General features: G+C 42.4%; 4 protein-coding genes. All 4 read right to left on the bottom strand.

Translation table 11 applies throughout. The annotated features are described in order from the left end of the window. Positions 1 to 2 precede the first annotated feature (2 nt). The gene (locus tag E5A76_RS09990) at positions 3 to 1313 is read right to left on the bottom strand and encodes a TolC family outer membrane protein (RefSeq protein WP_161118836.1); all 1311 of its coding nucleotides are present in this window, start codon (positions 1311 to 1313) and stop codon (positions 3 to 5) included. A gap of 67 nt (positions 1314 to 1380) precedes the next feature. Then, positions 1381 to 2700, bottom strand: coding sequence for an HlyD family type I secretion periplasmic adaptor subunit (locus tag E5A76_RS09985; protein WP_161118835.1), 1320 nt, complete (start codon positions 2698 to 2700; stop codon positions 1381 to 1383). Continuing rightward, positions 2690 to 4870: a type I secretion system permease/ATPase gene (locus tag E5A76_RS09980; RefSeq protein WP_161118834.1), complete on the bottom strand. Its 2181-nt coding sequence runs from the start codon at positions 4868 to 4870 to the stop codon at positions 2690 to 2692. Before E5A76_RS09980 ends, E5A76_RS09985 begins: the two co-directional genes overlap by 11 nt. 7 nt (positions 4871 to 4877) lie before the next feature. Beyond that, positions 4878 to 14669: a T1SS-143 repeat domain-containing protein gene (locus E5A76_RS09975; protein ID WP_237459264.1), complete on the bottom strand. Its 9792-nt coding sequence runs from the start codon at positions 14667 to 14669 to the stop codon at positions 4878 to 4880. Between the last annotated feature and the right edge of the window lie 274 nt (positions 14670 to 14943).

Here is a 14943-nt window from a genome sequence, read left to right as displayed (position 1 = left end):
GATTATTGCTCCTTCGCTTGCCATTGTTCTGGGTATTCAACACGTAACGCGTAGGTTAATTTACCCATCGCATTCAAAATGCGATATGCCGCTAAGGTGTGATCATATTCAGTGTGGATGAAGTTTTTACGAGCAAGAAACACTTCGACTTTGGCATCCAGTACGTCAAGTAGGCTACGACGACCTAAACGAAACTGCTCTTCGTAACCCATTTCAGCCGCTTTGGCTGCATCAACGTTCTGTTTTAATAGTTTCTTTTGTTGCTCCAGCATGTTGTAGGCATTCCACGCAAGGGTAGTGCCTTCAACTACTTCACGCTCTGCACGTAAACGAACCGTACGGGCTTCTTCATGACGCCATGCCGAGGCTTCCGTATCGGCATTGGTTTTACCACCGTTATAAATGTCGTAGTTCATGGTTAACATGACACGAGCATCTTGATCGGGACCGAGCGTATTACCCACGTTATCGTTGGCATTTGCGTGTACTTCTAGCTTAAATTCAGGAAAGTAATTGCCTTTTTCACGACGAATTTCTTCACGTGTCGCTTTAATATCCGCTATGGCAGCTTGAATTTCAGGGTGCTGTTCAATACCTTGTTTAACCGCAATTTCTTTGCTGCTAGGCAGTAGGGCGGTATCGACCACAGGATCGACTAAACCTGAAGCCGGCTTACCAACTAAACGCATGAATTGCGCATCTAAATCGTAGAGGTTATTTTCAGCAGCAATCAGTGACGATTGTGCTGTCGCAACACGGGCTGCAATTTGGGCTAAATCTGAGTTACTGCTTAAGCCTTTTGAGTTTTTATCCAGAATATCTTGGTAGATCGCTTCATGTTCACGGACGTTACGTTGGGTTAACTCATGGATGGTTTTTGCTTTTAGCACTTCGAGATACAAACGTGTGGTATCTAATGAAATATCTTCAGCATCAGATAATAAGGTTAAACGTTCAGATTCTGCTTCATGGCTTAAACGGTTGGTATTGGCTGAGGTTTTAAAGCCATCAAAGATCAGTTGTGAAGCTTTAAAGCCAACTTCGGTACGGTTCATACCACGATCGTCTTTCGGGATCTTGTTGCCGCTGTTATAACGGGTTTCTTCGTAACCTGCCGCAGCGTAGAGATTCACTTGCGGTAAGTAATCTGCTTGCGCGCCATCGACTTCACGGAGTACTGATTGGTAACGGGCATATTGTCCAGCGATCTGTGGACTGTAATCAATGGCTGATGCCACAGACTCTTCTAATGAGAGCGCATGCGCAGCACTAGATGAAAATAGCGCCACTGCTATTAATGATGATAAACGCATTCCTTTTCCTTTATCTTTTTGTTCTGTCGCCGTATGAATCGGCAAAAATCTGTTTGTTATAAATTATTTAAGGTTCTCTTAATGCACTGGCTTTGGCGCGTAATAGCGGTTTTAACCAGTAACTTAAAACGGTTTTTTCGCCTGTTAAGATATCCACCATGGCTTGCATGCCGGGAATAACTTGAAGACGGGTATCAGGATCATCATGAAGTTGGATATGAGCGCGGTAATAAGCAGTACCATCTTCTGTTTGTAGGGCATCGGCGCTGACATAAGTCACGGTGCCTTTACGTCCACCGTAGACGACAAAATCGTAAGCGGTAAATTTAATCGTTGCTTCTAAGCCTTTGCTCACAAAAGCAATATCTTGTGGTGATATGCGTGCTTCTACGATTAATTTACTGTCGTGAGGAACCAGCTCCATGATCGGTTCTCCGGGTTTCACTACACCACCTAAAGAGCGCACTAAAATGTCTTTGATCGTGCCGTCCATAGGGGCTTTGATTTCTGTTCGTTTTAACTGATCGGCTAACCCTTCTTGACTGTCTTCTAGCTGAGCAAATTGGTTGGTCGCTTCGTTAAGCTGCGCTTGTACCGACGTTCTAAATTCCAATGCTAGATTTCGACGCATCACAATAGCTTCACGTAAGGCTGCTGATGCTTTTTGTTGTGCCACTTTTGAACTGGCAATTTCACCGCGGAGTTTGACCTGATCACGACGAGTTTGGATCAATTCAACTTCGGCAACAGCACCACGTTTTACTGCACCTTCGAGCATTCTTGCTTCTTTGTTCACTAAGTGAAGACTGCTATTAAGGGTTGAGGTATTACTTTTGGCATCACGCAGTGCTTCTGTTTGTTGCTCAATCGTCAATTGCGCTTCTTCAAGTTGTGATTCAATTTGGCTAATACGCTCGTTGTAGTTAGCTTGTGCATTGATTTGAGCACGGCGGCTTAAATCATCAAAGTCGAGTGCTTGATGGTTAATGGTGATTTGCTTTTGCCAGTCTTTTTCTTTGGTATTGACTTTAACCGTCTCTAATTCGGCTTTCAGACGTTTGATCTGAGCCTGTAGGGTACGAAAATGCTCATCAGATTCATGAAATGCAGTGCGAAAACGGGTGTCATCAAGGATCAATAATGTTTGCCCTTTTTTTACTTGTTCGCCCGGACTCACCAGCACTTGTTCAATGATCCCGCCCTCTAAACTTTGAATTTTTTGGATCGCCAGCGTAGGAACCACTTTGCCGTCACCGACCACCACTTCTTCAAGTTTGGAGTAAGCAGCCCACGTAATAATAGCGATCACTAATAGCGAGCAAAGCCAAATAATCTTACGAGAACGATAGGCATGTTTTTGGTTCGCCCATTTTAAATTACTGCTCATTACTGCCTCCTTGAACAATACTGACCGAGCGAACACGGCTAACTGGGCGTTTAGGTTGTTGTTTTGCGAGAATGTCGTGCGCTTTATCATCAGCAACAATTTGCCCACGTTCTAACACAATAATGCGATCACATTGCGCCAAAATAGACGGACGGTGAGAGCTGATCACCATAGTGATATCACGTGGTAATCGATGTAATGCCTGACGGAAACGCTCTTCCGCTTGTTGATCTAATGCGCTTGTTGGCTCATCCATCAGTAATAGGCTAGGAGAACGATATAAAGCGCGAGCCAGTGCAACCGCTTGGCGTTGGCCTCCCGATAAGTTACGTCCGTTTTCACCAACTTGGGTTTCTAAGCCATTAGCAAGGCGATCCATAAAGCCGTTTAAGCCTGAAGTGGTAATGGCGTGACTGAGGCGTTTTTCATCGACGTCATCACAGCCAAATAGGATGTTTTCGTAGATAGTGCCGTAGATAAGCGCAGGTTGTTGTCCAACCCAACCAATGTTGTTACGCAGTGCTGCTGGTGGCCAGAGTTGGGCATCAATGCCTTCAAAGTACAACTGTCCTGAACTTGGACGATATTGATAAGAAAGTAGGGCTAATAGTGTTGATTTACCTGAACCTGCGGCACCAATAATACCCACACGTTCACCTTGACGAATGGTTAAGCAGATATTGCTTAGTGCATTGAACTGTTGTTCAGGATAAGCGAAGTTCACATCATCTAGCTGCACATTACCGTTAAATTCGCCACGATCCATTACCTGATGTTCATTATTTTCCTGTGGTAATGCCATTACCTGATCAAGCCCAGTGATCGCTGAACGGCTTTGCTGATAGCGCAGCATTAACATGGATAATTGGTTAATTGAACTGGCAGCTCGACCACTCAACATGACGATAGCAATTAAGCCACCCATACTGAGTAAACCTTCAGAAATGCGGTAAACACCAATGATAATTAAACAAATAGTCACGATCTGCTGACTACTCATCACTGAGTGAGAGACAATATTGGTGTATTTACGGGACTTAATGTGCCAATCAGACAGTGCAGAAACGGTTTGCTCCCAACGACGTTGAATAATGCCTTCAGCATTGTTTTGTTTAATATCAGATAGGTTATATAAGCTATCTAATAATTGGGTTTGTTTCTGGGTTGATAGACGAGCCGATTCATCTAAGGTTTGACCAATCTTGCCTTTCATAATAGTGCTAATCAGCAGTAGCACGACCATCACAGCGATTGGAACAAACATCATTGGGCCGCCAAGCCAGCCAATTAAGGCAAGGAAGAACAGGGTGAAAGGTAAATCCACCAAGGTGACTAAAGTCACGGAGGTAAAGAACTCTCGTACACTGTCGAAATCTTGTATTTGACGGGCAAAGGCTGCTGCGGATTGGGGACGGTGTTCAAGTTTCATTCCCAACACTTTTTGCATCAAAATCGCCGATAACTTGGTATCAATATGGTGTCCAGCCATATCAGTGATGGCACTGCGTGCTTCGCGTAATAACCAATCAAATACCAGTGCGATAGATACCCCAGCGGCTAACACCCATAAGGTATTAAACGCTTGGTTTGGAACGACACGATCGTAGACGTTCATCGTAAATAACGGCACGATCAACGCAAGTAAGTTAATGAAAAAGGAGGCGAGTAGCAGATCTCGATACCAAGGTTTTACCTCAGATACCGCCGCCCATAGCCAATGTTTTTTAGGCTTAGGTTTTATCTCATCAACACGAGGATCGGCCATTTGCATTGGCGATATTTGCCACACATCGCCATTGAGTAAATGTGTTAATTCATCGCCTGATTGTTGCGAGACAACAGGTGTTGGGGAATGGGCTTCATTGACTTGAAACTGGACTGTTTTAAATATACCGTCAGTATATTCACTGATGATGATGGGTGTACCTGTTTCAGTAATGCCAACAGCAGGAAAACTGGCTGTGGTTAGCTTATTTTTCGGGTGCAAGCCAACGTCCAACTGAGCTTGGTTGGCTGCACGTTCAAATAGAGAATCATCAAGTTTACCCTGTACTAAGGGTAAACCTGTGGTGACTTTTAGACGATGACAGCGAATGCTGTAATGTTGGCATAGCCATAAAATAGAGGCGAGCCAAACGTCATGATCTAACGACGGATTTTTACTACTCATACCATCCTTAGCCTGTAACTAGATTATTATCATCTATCATTTTTTGTAGTAGCTCTGCTTCCGTTGCAGAGCTTGCATCAGCGCCATAAAGCGCATCTTTACTTACATTATCTAACGTTATCTCTTGCGTAACATCTGCACCATTATCTTTAACATGTAATGTGACAGAACCGTTATTTTCAGTAATATCAATATAGTTATCGGCTGAAATACCATCAGTCACATTGGATAAAATAGCGCTTAAATCGATGTTGTCGGTATTTGCTGTGGCATCAAAATCTAAAATAGTATCTTGTGCTGGCGCAGCGAGTGTCCCTAGATCCTCGGATTTAAAGATGAAACTGTCATTACCTGCATTCCCTGACATAATATCGTTGCCTTTACCGCCAATGATCAAGTCATCATTGGCTGTGCCGACTAGTGTATTGTCACCAGACTCTGCGATTTTGAAATCGATGGTTTGTGTCGTACCAGAGACTTTTTGACTACCTATAGCTGCGATTGGCTCAATGGATAAGGTGAAATCTTGCGCACTGTTGCCCGTCATCGTGAGATTGGCAATATCCGCTTGCTCGACTTCCCAACCATGCTTGGTTGCTTTACCCGCCGAGAAGGTATACCCATCAGGGAAACCAGTGATCAACACGGTTCCTTTTTCTGTTGGTGCCGGGTAGGTCAGATTAAGTGCTAGATTGAGCGCTATGTCTGTCTCAGTTTCAGCAATGATGCTGTTGTATTTTGCTGTGAGTTCAGGGGCATCTGGCACTGGCGTTAGCGTGAGGTTAATGTCTTTTACAACAGGTGTACCTTCATGCTTCACTTCATTACCTAGCACCGTATTGCTATCAACAGTATTAGCAATAAGCTGGATATCAATGTCGCCAAATGCATCACCCGTAAAGAGGGTAAACTCATCGAAAGTGTTGCTATTAACGATAGCAGTAGCAAACCATACTTCACCTTTTTGGGAGATCTGTATTTCTTGATCACCCACTTTAATCTTGTCTAGGCCATGAAGTTGGTCACGGTTTGCCGCACTGAAGATCACTGTTAGTCGTAAACTTTCGTCACTGTTGGTTTCATAACTTTCGATATTCACCGGAATCGTGAAGCTGTCTCCCTCAGTGCCTGATAGCGTTTCTGGCACGCCAAAGAACTGCACATCGTCACCAATAGGGTTGACACCAATGATCACGTCAGTGGTTGAGGTTTGAATATCTGTTGTGCCAATTTCGTTGGTAATAGCATCAAGTTTTAGCTTGATATCACCACTAAAATCTTGCGGTGGGCGAATATAGATATTGCTTGCTTGGCTAATATCAAAACTCCAAGATGTGCCATTATTCGGCAGCTGAACAAATGATTCTCCATTATCAGGAGAATAGAAAAGTACAGCACCAGCAGGTAAACCAGAAAGGTTTAATGCAATGGTTTCAGAGCCATCGTTGTCATATAAGATAGCGCCAAGCCCTTCTATATGGATATAACTGTCTTCATCTCCGGTTGCAGTAATAGTGTCAGGCATTTCCGCAATATCAGTGACAGGTTCAACGTTAATCACCACCGATGCCGTTTTGGTCTGGGTATCGGTTTGGGTTGGGCAATCTGCTTTGTCGGTAATATTGGCTTCAACGTTAATGGTTAAATCGCCACTATAGTTTTCTGGCAGTAATACTTGTATTTCATTTAAACGAGCAGGGTCGAGGATCTGCCAACTCCCATCAGGATTTTGCGTCAGGATTGATGCATCCCCCATCAGCGTTCCACCCGGAACGAGGGTGATTTTCATCCAATTAATGGTCTCTTTACCTGTCGCAGAGTCACCTTCACCAGTAATGCTTTGACCACCTAGTACGCTATCACCGAGTAAAATTTCAAGATTGAGATCAACCGGTGTATCCGTATTATTGTTGTCTTCTTTGACGGTGGTTTGCGTGGTGGTGATCGTAATGTCATCGACAACAGGCGCGACATCAATTTTGATGTTTTGCGTTGTTGTTGATTTTTGACCATTACAGGTTGATGTTTGAGTAATGGTGATCGGAATATCAAGACAGCCAGCCCAATCTTCATCGAGTCCAACAAACACCATGGATGAAAGGCCTGATTCAGTAATGGTGTAGCCGATCACTTCACCAGCATCATTGTATTCTGTGATGATCCCTGGACCTTCAATTTCGACACCTTCAGGTAGATCGTTGATGTCGATAAAGAAAGATAATTCGACTTCTGGATTATCATCAATATTTCCGTTAAGAAGGCCTGAAAGATCAATGTTTTCACCTTCTTTGGCAACGATCTCACCGCTTTGAATGTTATCAGGTGCATCAATAGGTAGACATGAACCACCACCGCTGTGACCGGTAATTTGAATTTGCAGTGGGGCTTCAATAAAGCGTGAGTCCTCATCATCAATCACGCGGGCTTTAATGTTGAGAGTAATAACATTGGTATCTACTTTTGAGCTTACTTTGGCGCCCGCAAATAGATCTTGCATCGCTTCTTTAATGCTATCACTTGTTAAGCCTGTAGCGGGAATGATCCAGTTACCATTGCCATCAATATAAGCGCCATTAGGGTAATCGATGATCAAGTTAATCCCAGCAGGGACTTCAATAATGATGTAATCCAGATATTCAGAACCATCTAAGTCTTCATCAATAAAGTGCACAGTATTGGTGAGATCAATCGGGCTTCCATCGGTACTGGTTAATACTTCTTTCGTCGATATTAAACGCGTATCACTTTCTACTATTCCAGCAATATCGACTTGAATGGTGGCATTAAGCTCTTTTGATGCAGTTTTCCCTGTTGGGGAGGTATCTGTGACTTCATAGCTAATCGCAATATCAAAAATACCACTAAGATCTTCATCTGCTTTTATGGTGACTTTGTTACTATTGATAAAATCAGACCATGATTGAGCGCTATCTTTATAAGCGGCGAGATCTAAGCCACCAGCAGGTACAGATACCGCTGTACCATTAATAAAGAGTGTTAATCCATCTGGAATAGAGATGATCTTATAGCCCGTGAGGCTTTCGCTATTATCACTGTCTTTCGTGATACTTGGTTCTACAAGGAACCTTATGGCTTCATCTTCATTCCCAGAGCTATTGAGTAAGGCACCATCGGTTTCATCAACGATAGGCAGCACATCAATATCCACTTTATAGTTAAATTCACCACTATCACCATCAGGCTCAGTAGAGATGACATTAACATCAAATTTCAAACTACCACTGAAGTCTTTTGGCGTTTTTAAATAGCTAGTTGTTAATTGATCGTGAGTGATCCGATAGATCAAGCCTGTAGTGGCATCTTCACCGACAATTTCGATCACTAATGGATTACCGTTGATATCAACAAATGCCACACCGTCAGGTAAGTTGGTGATCAAAATAGTTATATCTTCAGAGCCATCGTCATCGCTGGTGGTAATTAAAAAATCTAGCGGCTGTGGTTGATCTTCATAAAAGCCAGCCACACCTTTGATTGTGCCTTTAAAGCCTGTCGAATTATCTGTGCTTGTTGGCTCATACACCCAGTGACCGTTACCACCATCGGCAACGTCAGGGCGATCAATCACACCTTTCAGATCGATAGTAACCAGTTTTGTATCACTAACGGCTTGTTCATTGACTGGTGTTAAACCATCAACTGTTGATTCAGTAGAAATGGCGGTGACTTCAATCGTGAGCTTTTCAGTCCATGAACTAATATCGGCTTTCGGATGTAATAGGGCTGTGCCATTGGCTATATCGGCAGCACTCACAATATAGATCCCAGAGCCAGCCGGTGTTTCTACTGCATCACCACCTTGGATAGACCAACCTTCAGGAACTTTAATTTGATAGCTTAAAGATTCAGAGCCATCGGTATCTGTGAGACGACCAATCAGGGCATTACTTAAATTAATCGCTTGATCTTCAAGCCCTTTGATGTTTTTAACTGAAAGAGTCGGTGTATCCGCATCTGGGCGAATATTAACCGTTATCTCACGGGAGGCTTCTTCTCTTTTATCTGCTGGTGTTAAGAATTGGTCACCTTTTTCAATTGCAATTGCAGTAAGAGTAAAGGTGAATTTACCGGCTAAATTCTTATCTGAAAAAATCTTAATATTATTGATTTGATTAGCATTGATAACTTTACCGTTGGTAATAACGGTACTACCAAGTTTAAGTGTAATGCCATCAGGAATACCGGTGATTTTGTATTTTAGACTTTCAGAACTATCGGTGTCTTGTAGATTAGCACCCACATTTAATTGAATACCGTTACTGTCATCTTCAACCCCAGTGTACTCATACTCTTTTGTTTCATCCCAGATTGGCGCATCAGCGTCAGGATAAACATTGATAGTGAGGTTGGTATTTAACACCTTGTCAGTAGTGCTGGTTGTGATGGTGGCTGTAATATCGAGATTAACCACAGGTTGTTGGTTTAATGCTGTATCTAGTGCAGGCTGATACGTTAAATTGCCATTAGGTTTGAAGAAATCACCTTCTTTAACAAAATCGCTCAGTGTGATCACGCCACCAACAGCGGTAAGAAGAGTTCCATTAAGGTAAAGCGTCCCGCCGGCTAGTGAGCTTTCACTAATGGTGATGGTACTTAAGGTTTCATTTTGATCGATATCACCGAGAGAGACTTTAATACTCAGTGGGGTCGTAAGGGTATCTTCTAATACGTTGATCGGTTCAACAATGATTTGTCCTGGCTCATCAGCCAGCGTGAGTGCTGTTTTTCTTACCGCGATATCACCATCACTATCTTGTACGGTATAAGTGAAGTGATCGGTGATATGACCACTACCTTCAGGGCTGGCAATGGTATTAATAATGACAGAACCATCAGCATTAACGATCAAGGTACCGTATTTTTGCTCTGGCGAAACATTGGTGTTGATTAAATCAATGGCTGTGCCATCTGCGAGGTAAGTCTTACCTTGATAAGTAAATTCAAGTACTTTACCGCCATCGGCACCTGTGATGGTATCTGTTAATAATTGTACCGTTGATTGCTCACCTTCAATAAGGGTTAAAGTTCCATCTTCGCCAGCAAGAGGCACATCATCGGTCACATTGACTTCAAAGATGGCGGTGTCAGATTGATCGCCATCGCTGTCAGTGACAATCACGCCAAATGCTAAGCCGAGAGTATCTTGGCTATTTGGATCTGGATGGTCGATAGGTGCAAACAGCTCAAATTGAACAGTACCATCAAGATTTACTTTGATACGAAAAACGTTATTACCATCAGCTTTAGCGGTATACCAACCATTAGCATTAGGTGCACCAAGCGTGATGTTAGCACCACCGCTTGTGTAGTTTTGGTTGTTAAACAGTGCGGTATCTAAATGTACAGAAGCAATCTCATCACTACCCGTATTGAAGGTCAGTGTTGGTGCGGCTGTCGTTGACGCATCTTTATCGAGGTTATCATCAAGCAGATCGTTTTCTTGAACGGCTAAGCTGTCATTGACCGTGATACTTGGTACTAAACCATCCCAAATCGTTACTGTGACTTCTGATGTACCCGTGCTGCTATCACTGTCGGTCACTTGTATTGGTAGCTTGAGATCCAACTGGGTGTTTTTACCATTGATATGATCGATAAAGCTATTTAATTGAAAATCAATCGTCGCAGTAATAGAGCCACCTGACGGTACAGTGCCAATATCTGAGAGTTGAATAGTGAAGATCACTGTGCCGTCAGCAAGTGTAGCGTTATAGGTATTACTTCCATCCACTTGCCAAGTTAACGTCTGCCCATTGTGGGTGATATTGTTGCCATCACTGTCTTTCACCGTACCAGATAGGGCTAACTTAAGATCAATAATAGGATCTTGACCTGCTGTAATGGAAATTGTCGCCGATGCGGTGGAATCAATACCTGTTGAGGTATCTGTTGCTATTGGCTCTTCTGTCACAACGAGTGTGGCTGAGGTAATAATAGGATCGCTACCATCAATAATGACGATATCTAATGTTGTCTGGCTTACATCACCATCGTTATCTTTAACAAAGACAGGAATTGAGATAGGTAACTCGCCATTTGCTGCGGTTTGATCTAGCGATTGGTATAGCTTGAAAGTGTAATCAACACTTGAGTTTGACTCGGCATTTGGTCGAGCCGATAAGCTGATTTCAAACACAATATTACCACCAGCTTTGGCAGTAATAGTTTGATTATCATCTGAAATGATATAGCTGATCGCTTGTCCACCACTGGTTAAGCCAGTGGGTAACTGACTAATGTCAAAATACAGTGGGTTTTGTTCAGCAGTGCCATTTAATCCATCGCTACCGACAGTAATATGAAGAGTACCGGTTTTCTCAATTGGCTGAGCTGAAAGATTATTTTCATCGAAGGATAATTCACTGTTCGCCACTAATTCAGGGTCTGCGCCATCTTTAATGAACCAATCAAATTGTCCTGTTGGGGTTTTTGTTCCATCGAGATCTGCCGCATCAATATACAGTGGTAACGTGATTGTATCGTCCGGACTATGGTGGTTTAACGGCTGGTATTGAGTAAGGGTAACGGTGCCTGTCAGATCATTACCGGATACCACGCTTGATATACTGAGCGTAAAAATGGTTTGTCCATTAACAGATGCTGTAATGGTTTTGCCATTATCACTTAATGTATATTCCAGCGTTGCAGAATTTGCCCCTGAAGTCAGGTTTAAAGCGTTAAGCGCTGTGATTGTCTGCGCATTAAAAACAACACTGTTAGGATCGGGATTATCTGAACCTGCTTTGACTGTAAATTCACCGTTATAGCTTTCTGAAGCCGTGGTAATGATCTTTTCGATATTATTCGCGTCAGATTGAATAATGCTATTTGCTTCACCATCCTTGATGGTAATGGTTAGCGTGGCACTGTCTTGCTGTAGATCTTTATCTATAGCGGAGTAGCTAATATCAAGTTGGATATCACCTGACTGATGATCAAGGTTGCGATTGGCAATGAATGTCCATTCGCCATTTGCGGTGATGATAAATTTGCCTTCAGATAGCTCAAAAGTGACAGAGCCGCCATTCAATACTTTCGTTTCACCGTTGATCGTGATACTGGTGACTAATAGGGAAGAATCAAGATCAATATCATTTGTAAGTACATTACCAGTGATCGTATTGCCTTCAACTAGATCGCCCTGATCGTCAACTAACTTAGGTACAGAGTCTTTAATATAGATCGGAACGTTAGCCACAACCGTTTCACTGGTTTTATCCCCGTCTGTTTGTAAGCCATTAATTAAAATACCGGTTTGCGTGTCGTTATTACCTATATTGTTATCGACTGGCGCTAATAAGGTCACTTTGATTGACTTTGTTTCGGTATTAATGACAGCGGTAAGTACGGTGGTTGTCGCTGTTTTTACCGTAAGGTGTAAACCATCGTCTGAGATGATCACTGTGACAGGCTCACCATGGGATGTGAGCGTTTCTAAGATGGTTTGATTCTGGTGAAAGCTGAACTCGGCATATTCAATATTAATGCTTGATGTCGCTTTTAAATCCGAGTGGGTATCAAGTGCATTTTCAAAAAACAGAATATTGCTAGGCTCTGTCAGTGTAGGCATATCATCACTAGCACTATTACCTGCGGCATCGTTCACTGTGGCAGACATTTGCCAAATTTTTGCAGGATCTAAAACTGAGAGATCAAAATTTTCGATACGCCAATGACCGTCTTTATCAACCGTGGTGGTTAAAGTGACAGTATTGATACCATCACTGAAAGTCACATTAACGGCATCACCTTCTTTTGTCCCTGTTGTGGTTCCTTGAAGGAACGTGATTGCACCATTTTTGATAGCTGTAATACTCAATCCACCCAGTTGGTACTGGCTGGTATCAATGTCTATGGTCAGTGCTGAAGTGTCTTTTTCAATGGTGTCGCTAGCTTCTGCTGGGTTGCCTGCGATATCTGTTGTTTTCGCTGTAACAGTCAGTTCGCCATCAGCAAGGCTTGATAAGTCCACATCATCGATAGACCAAGCACCACTAATAATAATGGTATTAAAGGTTAATGTTTTTCCGTCTTTATCTGTGACGGTGACTTCGACTGCTTGGTTATCTTCAACAAAGGCGATATCACCAAAGAGTGTGGTCTTATCTGCAATTTCATCTGAATTTAAAAACTCATCGCCATTGCCTTCAAAGTTGGCAGTAATATCTGCCAAGGTGTCTTTGATAATGGTGTCAGTAGCAGAGGCGGGGTTACCTGCAATATCGACGGTTTCTGCCAAGATAGTCAGTTCACCTTCGGCAAGCGAAGATAAATTCGCATCATTAACTGTCCATTTTCCATCGATAATGGTGGTTTCAAAGCTGAGTTCAACGCCTTTACCATCGGTCACGGTAATGGTGACTGGCTGGTTATTTTCAATGTTATCCACCGAGCCAAAGAGATCGGTAACAGGCACTTCAAAGCGATTTAAAAACTCATCACCATTGCCTTCAAAGTTGGCAGTAATATCAGCTAGCGTATCTTTAGTAATGGTGTCAGTGGCAGAGGCTGGGTTACCGGCTATATCGACGGTCTCTGCCAAGACGGTCAGTTCACCTTCAGCAAGTGAAGATAAATCCGCATCATTGACTGTCCATTTTCCATCAATAATGGTGGTTTCAAGGCTAAGCTCAGCACCTTTGTTGTCGGTTACGGTAATGGTGACGGTTTGTCCGTTTTCAACATTATTCACGGAGCCAAAGAGATCGGTAGCAGTTACTTCAACAAGATTTAAAAACTCATCACCATTGCCTTCAAAGTTAGCGCTAATATCCGCCAAGGTATCTTTGATAATGGTGTCAGTGGCAGAGGCGGGGTTACCTGCAATATCGACGGTTTCTGCCAAAATAGTCAGTTCACCTTCAGCAAGTGAGGAGAGATCAACTGCATTAATATTCCATTTTCCATCATTATTTGTGGTTTCAAAGCTGATGGTTTTACCTTGGCTGTCGGTAATCGTAATCGTGACAGCTTGGTTATTTTCTACAAAGGTAATCGAACCCAATAAGTCACTGATCGAAACTTCAAATTGGTTTAAATAATTATCACCATTGCCTTCAAATTCAGCGCTTATTTCTGCAAGAGTATCTTTAATTGTTTTATCTGTGGCATCAACAAAGTTGCCATAGTAATCAGTAACAGAAGCGTAAACATCCAGTGGACCTTCAGCGAGTTCGCTAAGATCTTGATTATCAATAGCCCATTGCTGATTTTTAACAACAGTATGGGTTTTAAACGTATTGCCATTAATATCGGTGATGGTGACAGCCACAATGCGTCCATCTTCTACATCAAAGGCATCACCAAACAGATCAACCGTAGGTACTTCAAATTGGTTTTCATAACCATCACCGCCGTCAACAATGGTGACCGTTAATGCTGCGCTATTACGTAATGGCGGAATGTCTCGGCCTATATCATCATTGTTATTCTTGGCAATAGATTCGGTAGGGCGAGTAATAAAGCCAGCCTCAGGAATGGTTTCATCTAACGTTGCTTGGATACGAGCGATAAAAGAAGCACTATTACTGGACAAATCTTGTGTGGTTGTTGTTTGTTCTGAACTTTGGCTATGGCGAGGAGCCGTATCAGCATCAGCTGATGGCGTAACATCATCGTCAGTCGGCTGAGTCTTGAAAATCTCATTAACATGAGCTCTTTCATCTATAAAAGGGACGCTATTATCAATGATCTCTGATGGCGGAATTTGTACCCATTCACCTTCAGCTGTTATTTTCCAGATAACGCCTTCAACAACTACATACATTACTGGCTTCATCCTTGGCCCCTGCATTTTATTATTTATTGTGGAAATGTGTCGCGAGTGTTTGTTAAATCCAAAGCATAATCTCGCAACTCTAATCAATATTAGAGAGCAAAATAGTTGAAAAACATTATTTTTACAAAACCTACGTTTTTGACATTATTTTTTGTGACATTGATTACATATTTGTTAATGGGTGTGAGCATGTTGTAACCAATAAAGCTTTGGTTATAAATAAAAATATTTATTAACGCTCAGTGTTATTTAGATATTTATATTAATAAGTATC

It is taken from the genome of Photobacterium lucens, assembly GCF_009873615.1.
GTDB lineage: Bacteria > Pseudomonadota > Gammaproteobacteria > Enterobacterales > Vibrionaceae > Photobacterium > Photobacterium lucens.
This window is presented reverse-complemented; position numbering and strand designations above follow the sequence as displayed.